Raw genomic sequence first — 24,451 nt, forward strand, 5'->3', positions numbered from 1 at the left:
TCAAGCGCCAGATGTACGGCCGGGCCGGATTCACCCTGCTCCGCCACCGCGTCCTTCTCGGATGACGCCACGCGCTTCGTATGCGACAGAGCCGAAAGAAGAGAGACAGAGCCTCGGGAGGGCTCACGCCTCAACTGGGTGGATGGTGACGGTCACAGGGTTGGATGGGTGGGTTCTCGTAGCAGGAGCTGGAAGAAGGCGTCGCGCAGGTCGTCGCGGCGGTGGCCGTCGAAGAGTTCTTCGAGGCTGACGTCTCCGACCATGGTGACCATCATTCGGGCGACCGGTTCGGGTGGGTCCCAGCCGATGGCAGCAAGGTCATGGACGACCAGGGCGGCGATGTGGTCGTTGCGGGCGCGCATTTCGTCGAACAGGTCGGCATCGGTGCGGGCCTGCACCAGCATGGCCCGGGTGGCACGGGTTTTCAGGCACATGTCGAGGTGGAAGGTGATGCCCTGGATCAGCCGTTGCCGCCCGGGAGGTAGGTGGCCCACTGCGGCGACCAGTCGCTGTTCGGCCTCGTCGTGGTAGAGGCGGTGCAACGCGCGCAGGAAGTCTCTGCGGTCGGTGAAGTGCTGGTAGAAGTTCCCCTTGGACATTCCGGCCGCCTCAACCACAGCGTTGACCGACATCCCGGTCAACCCGCGTTCCTGGGCGACGTGGAGTCCCGCACGCAGCAGCGCTTCACGTCCTGGGCCTGCGGGCCGCGCCATAAGCCACGTCCTTCCCGACGCTGCCGCACCACTGTGATGTCGGCCACACATCCTTGACGATCGATCCATTCCCGATCAGTGTATGGCCGGTCTGCTATGACCGACCGGTCGGTCAAAGATGGGAGCCGCCGTTATGACGTCGATACCCACGCGGGTAGGCACCTTCGCCGCCACGATGCTGCTGGCCGCGACCGCTGGCGGCGGTCTCGCACCGGCCGCGCACGCCAACACCACCCCGTACGAAATGACCCGGATGGTGCCGGCCGGGGCGGGCTATCAGAGCGCCTTACGGGCGGAAATCAACCATTGGACCACAGGCAGGATCGCGGCGGCCGCCCTCAACGACGACACCGGCAACGCCATCGGGCGTGGCTCGGACGCGGTGCCCCCCGCCGACGGCTGGAATGACCTGGCCGCGCCCTGGAAGGGACAAGGCCTGATCACCAGGACCGCAGGGAAACTGCTGCTGCGGGTCAACAACGCCGCCACCGGCCAGTTCGACCATCTGGCGGCCTGCACCGCCACAGTGGCGCAGAGCGCCAACCGTAGCGTCGCGGTCACCGCCGGGCACTGCTTTCGAGAGCAACTGGGCAGCAACTTGGGCGGGCCGAACCACATCGCGGTCAATGCCGTGTTCATCCCCGGCTTCGACGGCACACACCTGACCCGTATCCCCGCCAACCTCACCGACCCGCAAGCCATCAATGACTACGTCCAGAACACGCCGCTGCCCAGCCCGGACATCGCCCCCTACGGCGTGTGGGGCGTCACCCGGGTATGGCTCACGAACACCTGGGCGTGGAACAAGAACAACTTCAGCGGCAACGACATGGCCGCGTTCCTGGTCGACAACCCCGATGCCACCGCTCCGATCCAGGACATCACCGGCGGGCAGGCAATCGCATTCGACCACCCACGCGGCCAGTTCGTGACCGCGTTCGGCTACCCCACCTTCAACCGGGTCTCGTCCTCCGGGTCGGCGCAGTGGTACGCCCCGCAGTACGACGGCAACAACCTGCCGCTGTTTGGCGTGCCCGGAGCCAACGGCGTCCCCGCCGGCCAGGTACGCACCTACGACGGCCGGACCCTGTTCGCCTCCCGCGGCGCCACCACCCTCGACACCGGCGGCAACGTCGACGACATCATGCCCATGGCCCAGGCCCAAGGCTCTAGCGGCGGACCCTGGTTAGACACCTTCGCCCCGGCCACCGGCACAGGCACCCTCATCGGCGTCATGTCCCACTTCGTTTCCAGCAGCTCCGGCGGCTTCGGCTTCGACCAGATCTGGAACCCCGCCCGGCCCTATATGGCCGGTACCCACTTCGCCGACCAAGAACGGGCGGTCTACCAAACCGCCTCTGCCGCCACTCCGCGCGCGTAGTCGCCCATTCCTCACGGCTGCACGGAAATCGGTGCCGGTCGAGGAAAAGCTGCGCGATCCGAGCCTCCAGCAGGGCTGCTTTGGTGCCCCGCTGGCACCTTCGCCACGCTGCGGTTGTTGTCGACGGGCGATCGGGACAAGGACGTCGAGATCCTTGCCTGCGTCATCAGATCACCGTTCTTGAACTACGGGCCTCGAGGTCCCTGGCTGCAACGGCGCGCCCCTGGCTGGGTCTGTGCCGCCGGAGCGGCGTTGCTCGGGCTGGGCTTCGGACTTACCGCCATCGACCACTCGAACCTCGCCTATCTCGGCACGGTCTCTTTGGCGGGGTGCTGGTCGGCCGGGTCGGCTTCCGGGTGCGTGTTGCGCAGTGCGGCCTCGACGCGGCGGTTGCTGGTCATCGTCGCGGTGACGGCGGTCATGGTGAGGAGGAGGCCGGCGGCGGCGTACAGCGGGGTGCGCAGGTCGTAGGTGTTGGCCAGCCAGCCGCCGAGGAAGGCGCCGAACGGGGCGGCGCACATGGCGAGCATGCGGGAGGTCGAGGCGACCCGGCCCATCAGGTGGGCCGGGACGATGGCCTGCCGTAGGGAGGGTCCGAGCACCATCGTGGCGCCCATGCCCGCGCCGCAGACGGCGAGCGCGATGCCGGCCACGTACGCATTCGGCGCGGAGGCAAGCCCCAGGATGGCGAGGCCCTCGATCGCGGCGGTGCAGGTCAGCGCGGTGCCGGTGCCCAGGCGCCGGCCGAGGAAGGAGGCGATGCCCGCGCCGAGCAGGCCGCCCGCGGCCTCTGCGGTGAGGAGCAGGCCGAAGCCGAAGGTGTCGATGCCGAGACGTTCGCGGGAGAAGAGGGCCAGGACGGTCTCCACGGCGAGGAAGGCGATGTTCCCGACCGCCGGACGCAGCGCGAGCCCGAGCAGCAGCCGGTCCCGGAAGACGTAGGAGGCCCCGGCCCGGGCTTGGCGGAGCAGCGACTCGCGTGCGCTTGCGGCGGGCCTCGGCATGGCGGGCAGCGACCGTACGAGTAGTGCGGACAGCGCGAACGACACCGCGTCGGCGAGCAGCGGAACCGAACGTCCGAGCGCGAGCAGCGCACTGCCCGCGGGTGGCCCGGCGAAGCCGGACGCTGCAGTCTGGGTGCCGCGCAGGCGAGCGTTGGCGCGCTCCAGCTGAGCGGGGTCGCGGCCGAGCAGATCCGGCAGGTACGCCGTGGCGGCCGTGTCGAAGAACAGCCCGCCGAGGGCGAGCAGGAACGCGACGGCCGCCAGCAGCGGGATGCTCAGCACGTCGAGCGCGGCCGCCGCAGCGGGTACGGCGAGCAGCACCGCACGCGCGGCGTCCGTGACCCACATCGTGCGGCGGCGGTCCCAGCGGTCCACCAGCGCACCGCCGAGCACCCCGAACAGCAGCCACGGCAGCGTCCCGGCGGCCGTGACGACCGCGAGAGCCATCGGATCCCGCGTCAACGTCAACGCGAGCAGCGGCAGCGCGGCATGCGTCACCCCGTCGCCGAGCGAGGACACCGTCTGTGCGGTCCACAGCCGCCCGAATCCGGCCGGCAGGTTCCTTGAATCCAAGGTCACGAAGACTCCTTCCCCGCCTGCGCCCGAGCCGCCGGCCGGAACAGCGCGAAGGCCAGCGATGCCTCCGGCAGTGCTGGATCCGACAGCGCCTGGTACTCATCCGCCAGCGCCTCCAGCCGCGCCCCCAGCTGCGCGAACTGCTCATCGGTGAGCCGCAGATGCGCCATCCGCACGTGCCGCTCACCGTCCGCCGGCGCCGCCTCCAGGTCCGCCACCGCGTGCCGCATCAGCACATCCGGCTGCCCCGGGACGGGATCCGGCAGGACGATCGCCCGCGCGGCCATCGCGTAGTACCGCTCGGTGACCCCCCGGACCTTCCGCGTCCGCACCACCTTCACCAGGCCGGCCCGCTCCAGCAGCCGCACGTGATAGCTCGAACTGCCCTTGGCCAGGCCCACCTGTTCGGCGATCTGCGTGATCGTCGCAGGCTCGGCGCGGAGCACGGCCATGATCCGGTGCCGCGTGAGATTGGAGACAGCACGCAACTGCTCGTCAGTGGAGACGTGAAACGTCTCTGGAAGATCGTTGTCAGGCATGCGAACAATGGTCAACGATTCTTGACCATTGCGCAAGGGGTTTATCTCGGTTCGCGAACCTATGACCGTCGGACGCGAGGAGCCCTCGCTCCCCCTCAAGGTGGCCGCGCCGCCGGGTCGGCGCTGCACTCCCACCCGCCGGCCAGCCATAGCCCTCGGCACCGTACGCCGGGGTAGCCCCACTCCCAAGGCCTGGCGGGGCGTACGGCCAGCCATCGGAAGCCGCTCGTGGGCTACCTTGCCCCTGGTACGTCGATCCTTATCTCGCGAAGGTGACCCAGGCCCCAAAGTAGGTCTTCGCGATCAGCTGGGCCGGGGGTGGCGGAACCGGTTGATCGGGCAGGAGGTCGGCCGGCGCGGTTCGGATCGCGGCTAGTGGGGATGTCGGCGAGTTACTGGTCGCGGGATGATCAGGGTCTCTGGATGCCGTCGCGGGCGGGCCATGACTATGCGGTCGATGATGTGTGGTCCATTAGCTCAACGGGCCGGTGGCCACAGGCGGGGACACACATCGGGATCGGCGTAGTCGGGGGCACCGTCCGGGCGGGGAGCGACCAGACGGTCGTTGTTATGGGTGGCGATGTGGTGGTTGTCGCCAGGTTGCAGGTGGATGGCGATCGACCGGCGTGCTTCGCCGCTGTGGTTGGGGCCGCTGCCGTGGATGGTCTTGCAGTGATGAAAGCTGACCTGGCCGCGAGAGAGCGTGGCGGTGACGATGCGCAGATCGTGCTCGGCGACGTAGTGGTCGATCGTGGTCAGATCCTGGTCGAAGAAGCTGAGGTCAGCCTGCTCGTCCCTGCGGTGGCTGCCCGCCACGAACATGACGGGCCCGTGGGCCTCGGTGATGTCGTGGAAAGGCACCCACGCGGTCAGCATTTCCTGGCTGGAGCAGCCCCGCCAGTAGTGCCGGTCGGTGTGCCAGCCGACGTTGCCCTGCCGATTCGAACCGCTTGGCTTGTACAGCAGTTGGTCGTGCCACAGCCGGATCTCCCCCGCATCAGCGAGCCGGGCGGCGCACCCGGCGATGACGGACTGGCTGACCAGGTGCGCCAGCTCCGTGACCCGCAGCGAGGCGTAGTCATTCTTGCGCAGCACGTCGCCGTCGGCGGGGCGCCACCCCCAGAAGCTCCTGTCCGGGTCGCCGGGTACCTCGCGGTCGATATCACCGGCGTAGTGGCGGCGCATACCATGTTCGGCAGCGTCCAGCATCTCGTCGGAGAGGACCGGCGGCGAAATCCAGTAGCCGTTCTCCCGGTAGAACGCCACGTCGTCGTCGGTCGGCAGCAGAGTGAACGGTTCGTTCGTCATACCCGGAACGCTAAGAGAAGCGACCCTGCTCCAGCGTGCGGGAGTTTCGGGCACATGTACATAATTCTCGGGTGTCCATCGACCGTCCCACGGGCCTCAGTGCCGGATTTCATGCGCACCTGCGGCAAGCCGGAGTACCCGGACTCCTCCACGCTGGGGATCAACACGCCCCCACCAGCTGGGTGATCCGCCCCCATACTCACGACGTCTGGGAGTTGTACCTGCAAGTGGCCGGTCCACCGACCTGCTGGACTGTGGCAGACGACACGTGGCATGTTCCCTCACGCGGCATGCTGGCGGTGCCTCCAGGAGTGCCGCACGCGATGGCGGCCTCCAGCACGGCGCCCTACCACTTCTATTTTGCCGCGCTCGCACCCGCGGATATCGTGCCGCCGGGTGATCTGCACCCGCTCTGGCGGCAACGGCAGCCGTTCGTGATCACGGATGCCGGATCGATGGTCACGCCGTTCGAGCTGTTCCTGCGGGAGGTCACCACGTACCAGCCGCTGCGCACGGCCGGATTGACCTACACCGCTGCTCTGCTCGTGATCGAAGCCTCCCGGCTGGCCGACGGCCGGCAACCGGGCCGCCACCTGGCCATGCACCCGGCCATCGCAACGGCCAAGCGGCTCATCGAGAACCACCTGGCCGAGGGCCTCACAGTCGATGACCTGGCTGCCGCCGTGCACCTCTCGCCCGCGCACTTCGCCGAACTGTTCCGCGCCGAGATCGGTGAGACCCCTGGCCGGTACCGTACGCGCCTGCGCGTGGAACGCGCCCGGCTGCTGCTCAGTGAGACCGACCTGCCGATCACCACAATCGCAACCGATCTCGGCTACTCCTCATCGCAGCACTTCGCCACCGTCTTCCGCCACGGAACCGGCACCACACCAACGCGGTACCGTCACAAGATCACCGGCCGGGCGCACCACTCATCCGTACAGGGACTGTAAGAAAACGTCCCGAAATCAGTGGTGGCGCTTACCGCAGCAGGGTGCGGTAAGCGCCCGCTGCCCAACGGATGGACATTCCGGGTACCGAACGAGCCAGGCAGAGCGAGCAAGCCGCATGACCTGCGCGGATGACGGTTGATCGACAAGACCGGCATGCGTTGTCCGTCAGCCACCGCCTGAGCCGCAGACATCGGACCTCTGCTGGATGGACGGAACCGCATAGCCGCAGCGCCCGCGTCCCCGCTTGCGGCGACCTCTTGTGAGCAGGGCATACGCCTGATCGACCCCTATCTCGCGACCGGAAAGGGGCAAGCAGTCACGCGATCCGGTCTAGACCATCAACTTGCCTCGGCATCGAACATCCTGGCGCCAACAGCATTGCTGGTCTATACCGACTACCGAGTTTGGGGTATAAGTCTTTCAATCCCGCTCGAAAGTAGGTTGAAGTCCGCATGAATCGCCATGCTCCTCGATTGGTCGGATGGGTGACGCTCGTGTTATCCATGTCCCTCCTGGTAGTCCCGCCCGCGGTGGCCGACACCGCCCCTACGAGCACTGCCCCCAACGCCAAGCCCGTCGTGGTGCCCGCTCTTCAGCAGTGGGAGGGCGGAACGGGTTCCTTCGAGTTGCGCAAGCACAGCCGGATCGTGCTGGCCAAGAAGCAGGTCGACGAGCTCGACGACCAGGGTGCGCGGCTCTCCGCCGAGATCGAACAGGTGACAGGGCACAAGCTGGACGTCTCTCCCCGGATCCCGCAGGACGGCGACATCGTCCTGTCGATCGATCCCTCCCTCACCGACGCGACGGGTGGCGCCCGGTTCGCCGAGGAGGGCTACACCTTCACGGTCACTGATCGCAACGTGACGATCGCCGCGCCGACCGCGCAGGGTCTCTACTACGGCACCCGCAGCCTCCTGCAGATCCTGCTGCTCGACGACGGCCGCGATTCGGTCCCCGTGGGCACGGCCGTGGACTGGCCGAACTACAAGGTCCGCGGGTTCATGCTGGACGTCGGACGGCGCTTCTTCACCGCCGACTACATCCGCGACTACCTGCGGCTGATGGGCTGGTTCAAGCTCAACCAGCTGCAGTTGCATCTCAACGACAACGGTTTCAAGGGCAGCAAGCCCTCCTGGAGCCAGGTCCAGGCCGGCTTCCGGCTCAAGACCGGCAACCCCGAACTGGCCGGGCTGGCCTCCGCCGACGGGTCCTACGACCGAGCGGACTGGGACTCCTTCGAGGACACCGCCGCGGCGAACGGCGTCACGATCATTCCCGAGATCGACGCGCCCGCCCACTCCCTGGCGTTCATCCGGTTCCGCCCGTCGCTCGGCCTCAACAACGGCGAGTCCGACCACCTTGATCTGTCCAAGCCTGCGACCACCGCGTTCATGAAGTCGGTGTTCGACGAGTTCGTGCCCTGGTTCCGCGGTCCCGACGTGCACTTCGGCGCCGACGAGTACACGGTGGACAAGCCCCGCTACAAGGTCTACTTCAACGAGATGGCCGCCCACATCCGTGCGCTCGGCAAGCAGCCGCGGGCCTGGGGCAGCCTGTCGGTCATGGCCGCCAACGCCGACGGTTACGACCGCGACGTGACCATGAACAGCTGGAACAACGGCTGGTACGGACCACAGGCGCTCAAGCGGGACGGCTACTCCTTCATCAACACCAATGACGCCCTGCTCTACATCGTCCCGTTCGCGGGCTACTACCACGGCCACGGGCTGGACGGGAAGTACCTCTACGACCAGTGGGAGCCGCACGTCTTCCCCGGCGGGCAGAGCGTCACCCCTGGTGACCCGCAGCTTCTCGGCGCCATGTCGGCCGTGTGGAACGACCTGACCGAGGCCACCTACTCGGAGCTGGACGTGCACGGGCTGGTCGAGCCCACGTTCGGCGTGCTGGCGCAGAAGATGTGGAGCGGGGCCAAGTCAGGCGTGCCGTACAGCGCCTTTCTCGGCACTGTGCGCAAGCTCGGGGTGGGCACTGGGCTGACGAAGGTTGCCACGACGCTGGCCACGGCGGCGTCGGGAGAGGTGAGCGTGGGCAAGGAGGCGTCCGCCTCCGCGGGCGAGGCGGCCGCCGCGTTCGACGGGGTGCGCACCACCAAGTGGAGCAGCGGTCCGGGAGACGAGGCGTGGCTCCAGGTGAACCTTGGCAAGCCCTTCGCGATCAGCAAGGTCGAGCTGGATTGGGCGCCCTCCTATGGCCGCGACTACGAGGTCCAGGTGTCACGGGACGGCGAGAACTGGACCACGGTCGCCACCCGCACAGGCCGCGAAGCCGCCGGAACCGACACTCTCGTGTTCGACCCGGTCACTGCACGGCACGTACGGCTCGTCGGCACGCAGGCGGGGGCGAAGCGGAACGGGTACGCCCTGTGGAGCATGCGCGTCTTCGAGGTGCCGGACCTGGCGCTGCATCAGCCGACCACCGCGTCGTCGTCCGAAGTGGCGAGCCTGGGCCCGGAGAACGCCACCGACGGAGATCCCAAGACCCGATGGGCCAGCGCCTACCGCGACGGTGAATGGATCCAGGTGGACCTCGGTTCCCCGCAGACCGTCCAGCGCGTCCTGCTCGACTGGGAGGCGGCCTCCGGCCGCGATTACGACATCCAGGTCTCCGACGATGCCGCCACCTGGAAGACGGTGGTCCCGGTCCGGGACAAGCCGGCGGGCGCCCGCGTGGACGAGATCACCGTCGCCCCGGTGACCGCTCGATATGTGCGGATGCAGGGGATCAAGCGGACCACCGGCTTCGGCTACTCCCTTTGGCGGTTCGAGGTCCGTTCCATGAGCCCCGAGCCCGACCCCGCGTAGCCCGCGCCGATGTTCTGAGATCACGAGGGGTCGGTGTCGTGAGAGCGGCATGGCCGAAGAAAGATAGGAGGTTTTGGCCTCCGCTCTCCTTGTACGTCAACTCGTGGCCGAGCACTGCGCGCGATAAATCGTACATCTACCAGCGTTCATATGGCAGAAGCCCCGCTCTTGCGTCCATGCGATGCCGATATCTCTGGTCCTTATTCATCGGGTCTTTCTCTGGGTCTGGGCCGTATCTGTCCGACACCAGAGGTGGCTTCCCATCCCCCCAGGAGCTGCGTGTGAGACGAATCACCGGGCCCGCCGTAACGGGCGCCCTGGCACTGATCCTTACGGCAAGCCCATCGACCGCCTCCGCATCCGGCAACACCCCAGCCGACCGCTACACCGGCGACTATGCCTCGCTGGAGAAGCACCCCACACCGCAGTGGTTCGATGACGCGAAGTTCGGCATCTTCATCCACTGGGGCGCCTACAGCGTCCCCGCATGGGGGCCCCGCCGGAGCTACGCCGAGTGGTACGGCAACTACATGAACAGCAAGAACTCGGCCACCTACAACCACCACCGGGCGACCTATGGCGAGGACAAGAACTACGACTCGTTCATGGACGACTGGAAGGCCGAGAACTACCGGCCGGCCGAGTGGGTCAAACTGTTCAAGGACGCGGGCGCCAAGTACTTCGTGCTGACCTCCAAACACCACGAAGGCGTCGCCCTGTGGGACACCAAGCAGAGCACCCGCAGCGTCGTGCATCACGGCCCCAAGAAGGACCTGGCCAGAATGCTGTTCGACGCCGCCGAGGGCTCGGGCCTGAAACGGGGCTTCTACTACTCCAACTACGAGTGGTACAACCCCAACTACACCGGGCGGCAGCCGACCAACCCGTATACGGGTGCGCAGATCCCCTACACCGGTGTCACCACCGGGGAGGACTACGTCTCCGACTACATGCTGCCGCAGATGAACGAGCTCATCGACGACTACGATCCGGACATCCTGTGGTGCGACGGTGAGTGGGAGCGGGACGCGAGCTACTGGAAGATGGGCGACACGATCGCCCACTTCTACAACCAGGCGGCCGATCGCCCCGAGCCGAAGGAGGTCGCCGTCGCCAACCGGTGCAGGGTCAAGCCCGGCGGCTACCGCGGCGACCAGCTCGACTTCGAGACGCCCGAATACGAGAAGGTCCCGAACATCAGGGTGAACAAGTGGGAGTCCAGCCGCGGGATCGGCTTCTCCTACGGGCTCAACAAGAACGAGCCGGTCGAGGACTACATGTCCTCCGCCGAGATCGTCCATGACCTCGTCGACATCGTCAGCAAGAACGGCAACCTGCTGCTCGATGTGGGGCCGGACGCCGACGGCACGATCCCCGAGGCCCAGGCCTCCCGGCTGCGCGATGTCGGGCGCTGGCTGAAGACCAACGGGGAGGCGATCTACGGCTCGACGTACTGGACGCGCGCCGAGGAGCCGGCGAGCGCCGTCCCCGTCCGCTACTCCGTCAACAAGGGGGACCTGTACGCGACCGCGCTGGCGTGGCCGGGGAGCACGCTGACGCTCGGCGGCGACGTGCCGGTGAGCGCCAACACCAAGATCACACTTGTCGGCGGCGCGTCCCAGGCGGCGCTCAAATGGAGCCGCAACAGCGCGGGGAACATCGTGGTCACCATGCCGGAGGGGGGCAGCGCGGTCGACCCTCTCGGCAGCGCCTACTCCTTCAGGATCCACACCCCGAACGCGCCGATCGTCGTCCGAGGTCTGCTGGACCTGCCGGCGCGGATCTCCGCCGGTGCCACCGTGGACGCCACGCTGTCGTACACCAATGTCGGGGAGACCGCGCTGACCGGTCTGACCGTCACCGGTGTCACGCCGGAAGGCTGGAGCATGACAGGAGCTCGGCCGGTGGCGTCCCTTCAGCCGCGTGAGACGGCCACACTCCCCGTGCAGGTCACCGTTCCCGCTGGTGTTCCGCTCGGCAGGGTTCCGGTGACCGTGACCGCGTCTGTCTCCGGGCGCACGGTGATCGCCTCCGACACGGTCGAGGTGGCGCCGGTCAACCTGGCGTTGGGCAAGCCGGTGACCCAGAGCAGCCTGAGTTGGGGCGGAGTGCCGGAAAGGGCGGTGGACGGCAACACCAGCGGCGTGTTCGGGCAGGGCTCGGTGACCCACACCGCCGAGCCGTCCAACCAGGCGTGGTGGCAGGTGGACCTGGGAACCGCCCGCGACCTGGCCGAAATGCGCATCTACAACCGGACGGACTGCTGCGCGGACCGGCTGCGCAACTACTGGGTGATGACGTCGGAGCAGGAGATCCGCGGACAGACCCTCGATGAGGCGAAGTCCTCGCCCGGCGTGACCGCGATCCGGCAGGCGGCGACGGCCGGAACGCCCAGCGCCATCGACCTGGGCGGCGTCAAGGGACGCTACCTCCGGATCCAGCTCGAGTCCGCGACCGATCCGCTGAGCCTGGCGGAGGTGGAGGTCTACGACCAGAAGTCCGCCGCGGCTGCGGTGCCGGGCGTGGTGCCGCAGCTGTCGAGCTGGACGGCGGGCTCCGGCACGTTCACCCTTCCCGAGAACGCCGGGGTGAGTTATCCGGCGAACCAGAAATCCCTGTCGACGACCGGCGTGACAATGCCCGGTCTCGCCGACCGGACGCTCGCCCAGGTGGCCGAGACGACAGCCGCCGACTTCACGACCGTGACCGGGCGGCCGGCGGAGGCCCGCACGGGCGCACGGGAAAGCGACCACGGGATCCGCCTGCGGCTCGTCGAGGAGAACGAGCTTGGCCCCGAGGGCTACCGGCTCACCATCGACGATCGCGTCACCATCGAGGCGAACACCACCGCCGGCCTCTACTACGGCAGCCGGTCGGTGCTGCAACTGCTGCGCCAGGACGAGGGCCGTGCCCGCCTGCCCAAAGGCCAGGCGGTCGACGTCCCCAGCAAGCCGCAGCGGTGGTTCGCCATCGACGCCGCGCGTAAGTACTGGTCGCCCGACTACATCAAGGACACCATCCGGGAGATGGGCTGGACCAAGCAGAACATGCTGCTGCTGCACCTGGAGGAGCCGGAGGGCTTCCGCCTCCACAGCGACAACCTGCCCGGTCTCACCTCGGAGAAGTTCGCCTACACCCGCGAGCAGATCCAGGAGTTCGTCGAGCTCGGCCGGGAGAACAACGTGCAGGTGGTCCCCGGCTTCGAGTTCCCCGGCCACGCCGACCCGGTGTCGAACTACTTCAAGGTCGGCATGGGGCACGGGCCCAACCCCGATGGGTCGGGCGCCACGGCGGACAACTCCTGCGGCCAGGACTACACCTACGGCTGGGTGACCCCCAGCTTCGCGATGAACATCATGCGGCCCGAGGCCGTCACCGCCGCCAAGCGGATCCTCGATGAGTTCATGCCGTGGTTCTCCAGCCCGTACGTCCATCTCGGCGGAGACGAGATGCCGACGAACCTGGCCAACTGCCCCGCGGTCAAGAAGTTCCTCGCCGACAACTCCGAGCGGTACAGCACGTTCGGCGACCTGTTCAACGACTACGTCAACAAGGTGAACGACCACGTCGTCGCCAAGGGCAAACGCTCGATCATCTACAACGGATTCGAGCACTCCAGCGCCCCCAAGCAGAAGGTCTCCACCGACGTCATCGTCATGGACTGGCTCGGCAACGCCGACGACCCCGAGCTGGCACCGTACGACCTGATCCAAGCGGGGCCGTCGAGCAACCTCTACGTCACCGCCAATGCGGTGCACAGGCTTTACGGCAACCCGGCGTGGGCGCACACGTCCTGGCGCCTCAAGGCGAGCCCCGAACTGCTCGGCGGGGTCGTGCACGTGTGGAACGACTATCAGATGTGGGCGCCGGACGCGTACTCCGACCAGTACTCCGCACCACTGCGTGACGCGGCCGGCAACACCATGTGGCACAACGCCGCTCCTGCGACCACCTATGCGGAGTTCGTTGAGCTGAAGCGCGAGATCGGCAAGGCGCCGGGATGGAAGGGCTTCGAAGCACGCCGGCCCACCACGGACGGCAAGCCGATCCACACCTACTCCTTCGAGCCCGCGGCGTACCCCGAGGGCTGGCACGATGGCGCACCTGGCATGAACGTCCGGCCGGTGCTCGACGGAACCGGATCCCTGCACATGTCGACCCAGATCATCGGTCTGCCCTCCTACGTCGACGGCCGATCGGGCAAGGCGTTGAAGTTCAAGGGCCAAGGTGACGGGCTGGGCATCGGCGGCCTCGACATCTCCGGACCGTGGACCTACACCCAGTGGGTGCGTAAGGACGGAACGCAGAACGACGCCAACCTGCTGGGCTCCCGGCAGGGCAACATCAAGCTGGAGCAGTACGGCACCGGCGGCAAGGTCGGCTTCACCCAGGTCGGCGTGAAGGACTACGCGTTCGACTACGCGGTACCGCTGGGCCGATGGACGCAGCTCGCCTTCGTCTCCGACGGCACGGCCACCACCCTGTACGTCGACGGGGAGCGCCGCCAGACATTGCCGCAGACCATCCCGCTGCCTCAGGCGTACTTCGGCCAGCTCAACGGCACCACCCTCAACGGAGCGGTAGACGACGCCGCCGTCTACGCACAAGCGCTGACCGAGGAGCAGGTCCGGGCTCAGTACGCAGCCTCGACGAGCTGAGCCGAACCCGCGCCGCCCGCATGTGGCGCACCGGTTCGACCCTCGTGACAGGTGAAGCACCGGCACGGTGACCCCTTGATCACCGTGCCGGTCCAGACCACGCAAGATCACGTCGGCCACCATCGAGCACCCGAAGGCGTCTCCGGCTTGAGGGTGGTGCCGGCACCACCCTCAAGTGGGAACGCAGCACCATCGTCGCCCGGGCCGCGAATTCCTAACTTTGAGGCATGAAGAAGATCCTCGGAGTCACCGCCCTGCTGGCTGCCGCGATCGCCGGGGGCGCGGTGCTGATCCACGGCAACAGCCGCGAGCCGGTTGTGCCCGCTTCGGAGAGCACCCACGGCACGTACTTACTGACCGGAGACGAGCTGGAGGTCGACTCCAGCGGCCCGGTGACGATCACCGTGGTCACCGGGCCGCCGGGCGAGGTTGTGGTCGACCGCAGACTGCGCTGGACCGGCCCCAAGCGCCACAGCGAGTCGTGGAACGAGCACCGCATGACCATCGACTACGAATGCGGGGGCGGCGACTGCGGCGCTGGAAGCATGAATCGCCCACTCCAGAGGCCGCGCCCCGTGCCGCCGGGCGTGCCGTACCACCAATATGCGCGGGCCGTTCCACCGCTCAGGCAGCAACCGCAGCAGTAGCGCGCCCGGCGTTGACGACGTCCACCCTCATCAGGAGGCGGACCGCCATGTTCAGGCTGCGCTGCCGCCATCGACCACCAGATCGGTGCCGACGGCGTAGCCCGCCTCGGGCGAGGCCAGATAGAGCACGGCACCGGCGATCTCCTCCACGGTGCCGACGCGCCCGCTGGGGTTGACCGCTTTGAGCCGCTCAGCCCGATCCGCCTCCCTCTCCCCCGGCCACCTCGACATCGCAGTGTCACAGAGCCCTGGACTCACGGCGTTGATCCTGATCCCGTCGCCGATGTACTCCAGCGCCGCCGTCCTGGTCAGCGCGCTCACGGCAGCCTTGGAGGCGATGTAGGCGCCCAAGCCCGGCTGGCGGCGATGAGCGCCGAGGTTGGAGGAGTTGTTCACGATGATCCCGCCGCCCTGCTCCCGCATCCGCGCGATCTCGTACTTCATCGACAGCCACACGCCCGTCAGGTTGACCGCCAGCACCCGGTCCCAGATCTCCCTGTCCATGTCGGCGACGTGGCCGAGGGTGCCGATGCCCGCGTTGTTGAAGGCGATGTCCAACCTGCCGTGCCGCTCGACGACCGTCGCCACCATCCGCTCGGCGTCCGCCTCGTCCGTCACGTCCGCGACCACCAGGCTCGCGTCCCCGCCGACCGATTCGACGGTCTCGGCCAGGCTCTTCTCGGTACGGCCGGCCACCACCACGGTGGCGCCCTCCCTGCCGAACGCTCGCGCCGTGGCCTGCCCGATCCCGGACCCACCCCCAGTCACCAACACCACTCGATCATGAAATCTCATGACGTTCGGGCCGGTCGCTGATCGCCCATCATGGTCGTCGGCACCTTCTCGGTCTCGATCTCCCACTGCGGCCACTGGAACTGCACTGCGATCTGTTTCCTTTCTGCTCTGCGGTCGGTCTGCTCATCGAGGGCGGCTCTGTCGAAGCGCATACCGCCTGCCGACACCTGCGGCTCGACGCCGCGCCTGGGGTCTGTCCGCTCAGCCGCTCGTGCTGGCCGACCAGGCGTAGTAGCCGTTCGAAATGTCCGTCTTAATTCTTTCGTCGGTGTAGACCGAACCGGCCGACCCCGGCGATGTCCTGGCCTGGGTGCCCCAGTAGGACTCGAGATAGCCATAGCCCGCGCCGTCGGTCAGGTAGTCGAAGCGCCATTTCTGGTTTTTGTCGCCCTCGTCGCAGCTGCTCTGCCAGACCGCGTTGGCCCTGGTCGCGCCCGATGCGTAGTCGGTCGTCAGGCAGCGGCCGGTTGCGCTGTTGACCAGCAATTTCAGGTTCCACGAACTGGAGGAGACCCAGTGCCACTGCTGCGCACCGTCCGAGTTACGGCATGGGCCCTCAAAGACGGCGTTCGATGAGGTGCCGGCCGTGAGGCAGCCCCGCTCATAGTTGTCGAACCGCCAGTACGTCGTGGCCGCATAGGCGGGCGACAGGGACGACGACGTCCAGAGCAGGGTGGCACTGAGGCCGGCGAGGAGGGCCCCTCGCCAAGATCGACCGCGGACGCCCACTTGGGTGCTCACGTATATCCACCTTCCTTTCGCTGCAGAAGAAATGATCAAGCTGATTCGCCCTCTGACAAGTCAGCGCGTCGCGGCGGCGCGAGGGCGAACGACATGCAAGACGCGACGAAGCTGGCGGTCCGCAGACAGCCGATGGCCGCGTTCATCGAGTGCGTGCCCTACGGCGGTACGGCCTGCCGGTTCCTCTCAAGGATGGAGCTTCACGTCCGACAGCGTGCCGCCGAGGTGTGCGGGGCCGCATCCGGCACGCGGTCGCGGTGGCTCCTTCCGTGGTAGAGATGGGCTCCTACTTTGGTAGGTGCCAGAGCCGGCGTTAGCCTGTGGCGCAACCCTTGGGTCGAGATCGTTGCTGTCAGCGTGTGGGACGGCCTCGCCAGGTGGACTTTGGTAGGTGACGGCTCTGCCCCACCGGCGGTTAGCCTTGGCCGATGAGCGAGATCCGGCCCCCGCGACCTGCCGCCGTGGCAGGCGTGATCGCCAGCGTGGGTGTGCTTGCTGCCGTGACGCTATGGGCGCGGGCCAGCACGCACACGTCCATGCTCGGTCTGGACATCGCGGTCGCGGCGGTGAGTCTGGTCGCGGCGCTCGCCCAGTTGTGGTGGCCGGTGGCGGGCGCGCTGGTCGCCACCTTGCTCGCGGTGGTGTCGCCGGTGGCGACCCCGGCGGCGACGTTGGGGGCCCTGCAGGTGGCGCGGCGCCGGCGACTTCCCGCCGCGGCCGCGGTGGCGGCGGCTGGTATCGCGGCGCACCTGGTGCAGGGGCTGTGGCGGCCGAACGCCGGCATCTCTCTCGGCTGGTGGCTGGTGCTGACCTGTGTGGGATACGGCGCGCTGCTCGGCTGGGGCGCGCTGGCTCAGGCACGCCACGCGCTCCTCATCTCCTTGCGCGAGCGCGCCCACCGCGCCGAAGCTGAGCAGGGCCGGCGGATCGCCGAGGCCAGGATGGCCGAGCGGAACAAACTCGCCCGTGAGATGCACGACGTCCTGGCCCACCGGCTGTCGTTGGTGGCCACCCACGCCGGCGCGATGGAATACCGGCCGGACTCCTCGCCCGAGCAGCTCGCCCGTGCGGCGGGCGTGGTCCGCGCCGGCGTACATCAGGCGTTGGAAGAACTGCGCCAGGTGATCAGCCTGCTCCGCGACGAGGACGATGGGCACGAGGTCGACACGGCCCAGCAGCCCACGCTGGAGGACCTGCCTGGCCTGGTGGTCGAGGCGCGCCAGGCCGGAGACCAGGTCCGGCTGCAGGACGAGGTCGTCGACGCCGGCTCCTTGCCTGCCGCCGCAGCCCGGACCGTCTTCCGCCTCGTACAGGAAGGGTTGACCAACGCCCGCAAGCATGCCCATGGCCAGCCGGTCGAGGTATCCCTGCACGGCAGTCCCGGGACACGCCTCCTTGTCACCGTCCGTAACCCGCTCCCCGAAAGAGGCTCGGCGCCCACTACCCCTGGTAGCGGCACCGGCCTGATCGGGCTGACCGAACGGGTACGCCTGGCGGGCGGGCAACTGGACCACCACGCCACCGGCGGGGAGTTCCGGCTGCAGGCTTGGCTACCATGGCCAGCGTGATCCGCGTGCTTCTGGTGGACGACGACGCCCTGGTCCGGGCAGGGCTGTCCATGATGCTGGATGGTGCCGGTGACATCAGCATCGTTGGCGAGGCCGCCGACGGCCAGGAGGCGATCACGGCCGCCGACGCGCACGCCCCCGACGTCGTCCTGATGGACCTGCGGATGCCGCGCGTGGACGGCATCACCGCTACCCGCCGATTGCGCGACCGGGCGCACCCGCCGGACGTGATCGTGCTGACCACTTTCGACACCGACGAGAACATCCTGTACGCGCTGCGCGCCGGAGCCAGCGGGTTCCTGCTCAAGGACACCCCGCCCGCACAGATCGTCGAGGCGGTCACCCGGGTCGCGGCCGGAGATCCGATACTGTCGCCGCGGATCACCCGCAGGCTGATGGACCGCACCGTCGCGCAGGCCGGAGCCTATGAACGCGCACGTGCCGTGCTGGGCGGCCTCACTTCGCGGGAACACGAGGTGGCCCTTTCGATCGCGCATGGGAGAACCAACGCCGATATCGCCGCGGAGCTCTTCATGAGCGTCACGACCGTCAAGGCACACGTCTCCAGCATCCTCACCAAGCTCAGCCTGGACAACCGCACCCAGATAGCGCTCCTCGCGCACGACGCGGGCCTGGCCTGATCGTTCGTCGTCCGCTACCTGGATGCGGGACGGCAGAGCTGGGCGTCTCCTGGCCTCGGTCAGTCAGCACTTGGCTTTCGCCGCCGGACGTCACTCCCACGGTTGACCACGCTCGTGGTCACTGCACCTGGCCGCGTGATCTGACCCAGGCGGTGAACGCCTCGATCGCGTCCACGACCTGTGTGAAGCGGAAGGATTGGAACAGATCGAAGGCGTGCTGCGCGCCGGGCAACTCGGCGTAGACGACCGGATGGGCTGACACGCTGCGTAGCGTGCCAGCGAACTGTCTGGCCTCCTCGACGAAGACGTACGTGTCGTGGTCGCCATGGGCCATGAAGATCGGCGGGCAGTCCTGGGTCACGTAGGAGATCGGTGAGGATTCGGGTCCCTGGCCGTAGTAGTTGCCGTAGTAGCCGTACAGGCTGATCGCAGCGGTGACTGTGGTGTTGACGTGCTCAAAGCCGGGCTGGAATGCCGGGTGATCGGGGGTGAGCGCGCACAGTGTGGCCAGGTGGCCGCCCGAAGAGCTGCCCGCGATGAAGATCGACGAAGGGTCGGCGCCGTATTCCTGGCCGTTCTCGCGCACCCAGGCGATCGCCCTTTTGGCGTCGATCAGGTGGTCGGGGAAGGTGACTGACGGCCGCAGACGGTAGTTGGCGCTGAAGCACACCCAGCCTTGGCTGGCCAGCCGGTAAAGCAGGGGCCGTGCCTCCTTGTCCTTCCTGCCGGTGAAGTAACCGCCGCCGTGGAAGTAGACCAGCGTGGGGCCGTCTGGCTTGTGAGTGCGGTGGTGGTAGACGTCGAGCGTGTTGCGCTTGCCTGCCGGGCCATAGGAGATACCGGCGAGCCTGCGCACATCCCGGCGGCGCACGAAGATGGGTCCGAGCAGGATGCGAGCCAGCGGCAGCCGGCGGCGAAGCCGTACTGCGAGCACGTCGGCGATGTCACCGTGCCAGCTTTCGCCGAGCGCGTCTGCCATGGCCGCGTCGAGGACCGGCCCGGCGCGCACTCCGCGGACGAGCAGCACGGTGAGACCCGCCATTGTCAGTACGGCTACCGCCGCCGTCGCCATGCCTCCAGGCGTGTCGAGGTCGCCTTGCTGAAATGCCAGCAGCGTGGCGGCCAGCAGTAGGTAGAAGGCGACGTGCGGCACCTCGTTGATCACGATACCGAGGCGAAAGCTGATGGCGGCCAGCAGCGGCGTGCGACGCGGCGCTACCAGGGCGAACCACATGCACAATGCGACGAGCAGGGTGGGCAGCAGATAGCCGAGGGGCATCTTCACACAGGCAGTGTCGCCGCGGCGCCTGGACGGCCGCATCGGACGCGTGGCCGCACCGGATACGACAGGTGGAGGGCCGCACCCCGACTTTAGTAGGTGCCGGTCTGTGCGGAAGCATGGCGACCTTGCATGCAGTGTCGCGGTAGGCCGGATCGCCCACGTCATAGCAAGCACAGGCACGATGGGTTCAGGTCACCGTCGCCGGCATCGCACGGCAGCAGCATGCTGCACGGGCGCGAGGCGGAGCAGGCGGTGATTCAGTCCTTGATCGCTCCTGGAGCTCCAACAGAATGCCACGCACTGGTCGTGGAAGTTGATGGCGGAACGCAGTGGCGCACGCCCTACTACCGGCTCGGCGCCGGGCCGAATCCGTGCTCGTCCAGTGGTACGAGCGCCGGCACCTCGCATCGGCTCCGCACGTCCAGAGTGGTGCGTCTGTCCGCCGCCTCCAGCAACGTGTACGAGCAGTCGAGGACATGATGGGCGAGGTCGGCGGAGGCCCGATGCGGCCCGCCGTCACGGATCGCCCGGGCCATCTCCGCGAGACCGAACCCACGGCGTGCCCCGACGTATCCCGCGGATGGCGGTAGCACGCGCCAACCGCCGTTGTCAGGGTTCCACATCTCGCAGTCGCCGTCGAAGCGGTTCGGATCCGGGACCACGAGCGACCCCGCGCTGCCGTGGACCTCGATGTGGGACGCCTTCGAGGCCGCCACGTCGAAGCTCATGATCAGGGTCGTCAGCGCGCCGTTCTCGTGCTCCAGGATGCCGGTGAAGTGCGTGTCGACGCTCGTCTCGAATGCCGTGCCCGCTCGCGGACCCGTCGCGATCGTCCGTAGCGGGCGGGGTCGGCTGCCGAAGCCCGCGACGGACCTCACCGGTCCGAGCAGGTGGACGAGGGCCGACAGATAGTAGGGGCCCATGTCGAGCAGGGGCCCGCCACCGGGCAAGTAGTAGAACTCGGGGTCGGGGTGCCAGCGTTCGTGGCCGAAGCCGACCATGGTCGCCGTCGCCGAGGTCGGCGTCCCGATCAGACCATCCTCGATGGTTCTGCGCGCGGTCTGGACGCCGGTGCCGAGCACTGTGTCCGGCGCGCACCCGACGCGCAGCCGAGCCTTGTTCCCCGCCTCGACCACGGCCGCCGCGTCGGCCGGGTTCGCCGCGAGCGGCTTCTCGCCGTACACGTGCTTGCCCGCGGCGAGCGCCGCCAGCGCGACCTCCGCGTGGGCTCCGGGCGTTGTCAGGTTCAGGACGACGTCGATCTCCTCATCGGCCAGCAGTTCGTCCAGCGTGACGGATCTCGATCCGGGCATCGTCTCCACCGCGGCGAGAGCGCGTCGCCGGTCGCGGTCGCTCACTGCGACCACGCTCAGGTCGGGCAGGGCACCGAGCGTCTTCAGATACGCGCCGCTGATGTTTCCGGCGCCGACCACGCCGACGTTCAACGGCTCGCCCACAGCAGGCCCCTTTCGATGATGGTGCGGATCTCGGGCACGTCGAGCGTGGGCAAGTGGTGGCCGGGAGTGCAGACGAAGACGCGGCCCGCCCCCCAACGCCTGGTCCAGACGGCGGGGACGGTGACCGACGCGCCCCACGGGTCGCCCTCGCGGACCGGCACGGTGGTCGTGGCCAGCACCTCGCTGTGAGGGTCGGACAGCACCCAGTACTGCTCATCCTCGACGGTGATGGACGCGGGCAGACCCCTGACGATGTCGTGATCGCTCCGGGCGGGCACGACATCGACGGTGTAACGATGGACGTCTCCGGGATGAGCGGCGAACTGGGCTCCCGTGAGCTGGAGATACTCAGTCGACGCGCGGAACGAGTCGACGATCCCGCCGTGCCATCCGGCGAGTCCGACACCGGACTCGACCGCGCCGCGCAGTCCCCGCGCCTGGTCCCGGTCGAGCGAACCCATCGTCCAGCATTGGAGAATCAGGTCGGTCCCGGCCAGGAGCGCCGCGTCCGTGTAGCAGTCCAGGTCCTCGGAGACGACGACCTCGTACCCGTGCTCCTTCAGGAACGGGATGAAGCGTTCGGTGGCGTCGGTCGGGAAGTGGCCGTCCCAGCCGCCGCGGACGACGAGCGCCCGTTTCCGTGGTTCAGGCATCGAGGTGATCGTTCGGCATGCTTACCTCTTCTGAGTTGCGCAACTTCTTCTGCTGCATTCAGCTGTCCTGGCAGGCTATCCCAGGCTGTCTCTGTGCCACCAGGACGAAAAGTTGCGCAACATCACTGAGGTCTTGCATGCTGGAGGCATGAAGCAGCGCGCGTGGCGCAGGCCGCCGGGATCGCTGACGCTCACCCAGATCGCCCGAGCCGCGGGCGTACCCGTCACCGTCGTGTCGAAGGTGCTGAACGGCCGGAGCGACGTCTCGCCGGCCGTCCGCGAGTCTGTCGCGGCCCGTCTCCAGGAGGCTGGATACACGCTGACGGTTCCGGAGGGAGCCTCGGCACTGGACGGTCTGGTCGACCTGATCGTCTCCGGCGTCCAGGGAACCTGGGCGAACGTCATGCTCTCGGGGATCGAGCGGGCGCTGTCGAGGACGGGTCACGACGTGGTCGTCGTGGTCGCCCGAGAGGGGGAACCGGACGGGCGCGACTGGGTGCAGCGCCTGATCGCCCGGGGCAGCCGGGGGGCGGTGATCGCACTCGTCACACCGACGACCGCGCAGCATCGCCGGCTGGCCGCGGCCGGAGTGCACCTGGTCGCGCTGGACCCGCACAAGCCGCTGCCCACTGGGATCCCGACGGTGGGCGCGACCAACTGGACCGGCGGCCGGCAGGCCGCGGAGCATCTCATCACTCTGGGACACACGCGCGTCGCCGCGATCGGAGGCGTGGCGCATCACCATTACAGCCAGGCGCGCCTCGACGGATTCCGTTCGGCCCTCACGGCCCATGGTCTCGATGAGAGTTCCACCGAACTGGTGCGCCACGGGAACTGGAGCCGTCGGGGGGCGGCCGAGGCGGCCAGGGAACTGCTGGATCTCCCGAACGCGCCGACTGCCGTCTTCGCGTGCTCCGACCGCATGGCGCTCGGGATCTTCGATGCGGCAGCCGAGCTAGGGCTGCGGATTCCGCGCGATCTCAGCGTCGTGGGGTTCGACGACCTTCCGGAGGCGTGCTGGCTCACTCCGGCGCTCACCACGGTTCGTCAACCGGTGAGTGAGATGGCCGAGTTGGCCGCCGACACGCTCCTGCGCCTGATGGCCGGCGAAGCGGTCCGGGCTCCCCGCGTCGAGCTCGAGACGCGGTTGATCGAGCGCGGGAGTACCTGTTCCCTTGCAGGATCGGTGCACCGCCAGCACCAGCCACCGGCAGCCCCAACTCTGGGTTCCCAAGTCGGACCACCCGGCGGGCCCGCGGGCTGACCTTGCCTGACCGGCTCATCCACCGGTCGCCGGCACCTCTCAGAGTGCTGTCGCCGCCCGTGCTAGCGGGGCCGGGAGCGTCTGCCTGCGCGGGCGGCGATCGCGAGGTGGTGGGCCAGCTCTGCGTGGCCCGTGGCAGCGAGGCCGACGGCGATGCGCACGTGCGGGATCTGGCCGGGGCTGAGGTCGATCATGAATCCGGTGCCGGCTATCGCGCCGATGCCGTGGCTGGCCAGGCTGATCAGGGCGACCTGCTCGTCGTGCACAGGCAGCCACAGGTTGATGCCGTCGCCTGGGGCGAGCTGGATACCTTCGACGGCGAGGGCCTCGGTTACCGCGTCGCGGCGGCGCCGGTATTCCTGCCTGGCGTGTTGGACCTGCGCGACGGAGTGTTCGTCCGTGAGCAGGTTCAGGAGCAGGTTCTGCAGGAGGCGGCTGGTCCAGCCCTGGCCCAGTAGGCGCCGTTCGACGACCGGTCCGATCAGAGTCGCTGGTCCGCCCATCGCGGCCAGCCGTAGCTCGGGCCCGTAGGCCTTGGAGAAGCTGTGGATGTGGATGGTGCGGTCGGGCAGCCAGGTGCCGAGACTGATCGGCGGCGCGGCGGCGACGTCGCCGCCCGCGTCGTCCTCGATCACGACCGAGCCGGGGAACTCGGCGAGCACGGACGCGAGTTCGGCGGCTCGCTGCGGGGTCCATGAGATGCCGGCCGGGTTGTGGGCGCGGGGTTGCAGGAAGACCGCGGCCGGCTTGCTGCTCTCGAGGACGTCGCGCAGCCGGTCGGGTCGGGGCCCCTCGCCGTCCAGGGGTACGCCGATGACCTGCGTGCCCAGCACGTCGAGTAGATCTATCAGGTGGGGGAAGGCGGGATCCTCCACCACCACGCGATCGCCGATTCTCAGTAGGGACGCGGCTAGCAGGTCCATGGCGTCCATCGCGCCGTCGACGACGGTCAGCTGTTCGACGGGGTACGGCCATCGTTCGCGGAGCAACCCCTCGAGCGCGGGCAGCACCGAGTCATCGAGGTAGGCGCCTGGAGGCGTGGTGTGCAGCCGGCTCAGCGCGGGGCCCAGGTCTGGCAGTAGGGCCGGGTCTGGCTCGCTCGTGGCCAGGTCGAGCCCGATGTCCGCCACTCGCCCGCCCGCCTGCCAGTAGCGGCGCGGGCCGGTGGGGCGAGGATCGGCGACGGTGGTGCCGCGCCGGCCGTCGGCGTGCAGGACGCCTGAGCGGGCAAGCAGTTGCCAGGCGGCGTTGACCGTCGTCGGGGACAGGCCCAGGCCGTCGGCCACCTGCCGGACGGGCGGAAGCTTCGTACCGGGGATGAGCACCCCGTCTCTGATCGCCTGGTTGACCGCGCCGGCCAGACCCCGAGCGGTGTGTTCCGCGATTCGTTCCTTGATCTCCGCAATCACTTTTGTAACGTAACAAAAAGTACTTTGTTTTGGCTAGAGC

At 68.1% G+C, this 24,451-nt stretch carries 19 protein-coding genes; 8 read left to right on the plus strand and 11 right to left on the minus strand.

Annotated elements, in window-relative coordinates:
- Window positions 1-152 precede the first annotated feature (152 nt).
- On the minus strand, window positions 153-713 hold the full coding sequence (locus KIK09_RS06060; RefSeq protein ID WP_214317601.1) for a TetR/AcrR family transcriptional regulator: 561 nt from the start codon (window positions 711-713) through the stop codon (window positions 153-155).
- A 175-nt stretch (window positions 714-888) separates the two neighbouring features.
- Between KIK09_RS06060 and KIK09_RS06065 the strand changes: the two genes are divergently transcribed.
- Window positions 889-2,094 (plus strand): trypsin-like serine peptidase, encoded by a 1,206-nt coding sequence (locus KIK09_RS06065; RefSeq protein WP_214317602.1) that lies wholly within the window; start codon window positions 889-891, stop codon window positions 2,092-2,094.
- Between the two features lie 302 nt (window positions 2,095-2,396).
- Here KIK09_RS06065 and KIK09_RS06070 read toward each other — a convergent pair whose 3' ends face one another.
- From KIK09_RS06070 to KIK09_RS06080, 3 genes are all read right to left on the minus strand, one after another.
- Window positions 2,397-3,677 (minus strand): MFS transporter, encoded by a 1,281-nt coding sequence (locus KIK09_RS06070; RefSeq protein WP_214317603.1) that lies wholly within the window; start codon window positions 3,675-3,677, stop codon window positions 2,397-2,399.
- Window positions 3,674-4,213, minus strand: a complete 540-nt coding sequence (locus KIK09_RS06075; protein ID WP_214317604.1) for an ArsR/SmtB family transcription factor — start codon at window positions 4,211-4,213, stop codon at window positions 3,674-3,676. Before KIK09_RS06075 ends, KIK09_RS06070 begins: the two co-directional genes overlap by 4 nt.
- A 477-nt stretch (window positions 4,214-4,690) precedes the next feature.
- A complete protein-coding gene (locus tag KIK09_RS06080; protein ID WP_214317605.1) occupies window positions 4,691-5,521 on the minus strand; it encodes a phytanoyl-CoA dioxygenase family protein in 831 nt (276 codons plus the stop codon).
- A gap of 182 nt (window positions 5,522-5,703) precedes the next feature.
- Between KIK09_RS06080 and KIK09_RS06085 the strand changes: the two genes are divergently transcribed.
- The 4 genes from KIK09_RS06085 (at window position 5,704) to KIK09_RS06100 (ending at window position 14,601) form a co-directional block, all read left to right on the plus strand.
- Window positions 5,704-6,474, plus strand: a complete 771-nt coding sequence (locus KIK09_RS06085) for a helix-turn-helix domain-containing protein (RefSeq protein WP_308163974.1) — start codon at window positions 5,704-5,706, stop codon at window positions 6,472-6,474.
- Window positions 6,475-6,977: 503 nt separating this feature from the next.
- The gene (locus KIK09_RS06090) at window positions 6,978-9,296 is read left to right on the plus strand and encodes a glycoside hydrolase family 20 protein (RefSeq protein ID WP_214317607.1); all 2,319 of its coding nucleotides are present in this window, start codon (window positions 6,978-6,980) and stop codon (window positions 9,294-9,296) included.
- 281 nt (window positions 9,297-9,577) lie between these two features.
- Complete coding sequence (locus KIK09_RS06095; RefSeq protein ID WP_214317608.1) at window positions 9,578-13,954, plus strand: alpha-L-fucosidase; 4,377 nt, start codon at window positions 9,578-9,580, stop codon at window positions 13,952-13,954.
- Window positions 13,955-14,181: 227 nt separating this feature from the next.
- Window positions 14,182-14,601 carry a hypothetical protein gene (locus KIK09_RS06100; RefSeq protein WP_214317609.1) on the plus strand — a complete coding sequence of 140 codons (420 nt, stop codon included), beginning with the start codon at window positions 14,182-14,184 and terminating at the stop codon, window positions 14,599-14,601.
- Between the two features lie 51 nt (window positions 14,602-14,652).
- Here the strand turns inward: KIK09_RS06100 and KIK09_RS06105 are convergent, their stop codons facing one another.
- Genes KIK09_RS06105 through KIK09_RS06115 form a run of 3 tightly spaced genes read right to left on the minus strand, consistent with a single transcriptional unit; the run spans window position 14,653 to window position 16,137 of the window.
- Window positions 14,653-15,396: an SDR family NAD(P)-dependent oxidoreductase gene (locus KIK09_RS06105; RefSeq protein ID WP_214317610.1), complete on the minus strand. Its 744-nt coding sequence runs from the start codon at window positions 15,394-15,396 to the stop codon at window positions 14,653-14,655.
- Entirely contained in the window at window positions 15,393-15,548 is a 156-nt protein-coding gene (locus KIK09_RS06110) for a hypothetical protein (RefSeq protein ID WP_214317611.1), read from the minus strand. Before KIK09_RS06110 ends, KIK09_RS06105 begins: the two co-directional genes overlap by 4 nt.
- Before the next feature lie 49 nt (window positions 15,549-15,597).
- Complete coding sequence (locus KIK09_RS06115; RefSeq protein WP_214317612.1) at window positions 15,598-16,137, minus strand: ricin-type beta-trefoil lectin domain protein; 540 nt, start codon at window positions 16,135-16,137, stop codon at window positions 15,598-15,600.
- Window positions 16,138-16,565: 428 nt separating this feature from the next.
- Between KIK09_RS06115 and KIK09_RS06120 the strand changes: the two genes are divergently transcribed.
- Together KIK09_RS06120 and KIK09_RS06125 are read left to right on the plus strand one after the other, a co-directional pair.
- Window positions 16,566-17,705 carry a sensor histidine kinase gene (locus KIK09_RS06120; protein ID WP_214317613.1) on the plus strand — a complete coding sequence of 380 codons (1,140 nt, stop codon included), beginning with the start codon at window positions 16,566-16,568 and terminating at the stop codon, window positions 17,703-17,705.
- Window positions 17,693-18,346, plus strand: a complete 654-nt coding sequence (locus KIK09_RS06125; protein WP_214317614.1) for a response regulator — start codon at window positions 17,693-17,695, stop codon at window positions 18,344-18,346. Before KIK09_RS06120 ends, KIK09_RS06125 begins: the two co-directional genes overlap by 13 nt.
- A gap of 118 nt (window positions 18,347-18,464) precedes the next feature.
- Here KIK09_RS06125 and KIK09_RS06130 read toward each other — a convergent pair whose 3' ends face one another.
- The 3 genes from KIK09_RS06130 to KIK09_RS06140 all read right to left on the minus strand — a co-directional run bounded on the left by KIK09_RS06130 (window position 18,465) and on the right by KIK09_RS06140 (window position 21,738).
- Window positions 18,465-19,625 (minus strand): alpha/beta hydrolase, encoded by a 1,161-nt coding sequence (locus KIK09_RS06130; RefSeq protein WP_214318057.1) that lies wholly within the window; start codon window positions 19,623-19,625, stop codon window positions 18,465-18,467.
- A gap of 347 nt (window positions 19,626-19,972) precedes the next feature.
- The gene (locus tag KIK09_RS06135) at window positions 19,973-21,085 is read right to left on the minus strand and encodes a Gfo/Idh/MocA family protein (RefSeq protein WP_214317615.1); all 1,113 of its coding nucleotides are present in this window, start codon (window positions 21,083-21,085) and stop codon (window positions 19,973-19,975) included.
- The gene (locus tag KIK09_RS06140) at window positions 21,070-21,738 is read right to left on the minus strand and encodes a ThuA domain-containing protein (RefSeq protein WP_214317616.1); all 669 of its coding nucleotides are present in this window, start codon (window positions 21,736-21,738) and stop codon (window positions 21,070-21,072) included. Before KIK09_RS06140 ends, KIK09_RS06135 begins: the two co-directional genes overlap by 16 nt.
- Window positions 21,739-21,886: 148 nt before the next feature.
- Here KIK09_RS06140 and KIK09_RS06145 point away from each other — a divergent pair, with 148 nt between their 5' ends.
- The gene (locus KIK09_RS06145) at window positions 21,887-23,002 is read left to right on the plus strand and encodes a LacI family DNA-binding transcriptional regulator (protein WP_214317617.1); all 1,116 of its coding nucleotides are present in this window, start codon (window positions 21,887-21,889) and stop codon (window positions 23,000-23,002) included.
- 62 nt (window positions 23,003-23,064) lie between these two features.
- Here KIK09_RS06145 and KIK09_RS06150 read toward each other — a convergent pair whose 3' ends face one another.
- Window positions 23,065-24,411 carry an aminotransferase-like domain-containing protein gene (locus tag KIK09_RS06150; protein ID WP_214317618.1) on the minus strand — a complete coding sequence of 449 codons (1,347 nt, stop codon included), beginning with the start codon at window positions 24,409-24,411 and terminating at the stop codon, window positions 23,065-23,067.
- Window positions 24,412-24,451 lie beyond the last annotated feature (40 nt).

This window comes from Nonomuraea sediminis (assembly GCF_018531495.1).
Taxonomy (GTDB): Bacteria; Actinomycetota; Actinomycetes; order Streptosporangiales; family Streptosporangiaceae; genus Nonomuraea; species Nonomuraea sediminis.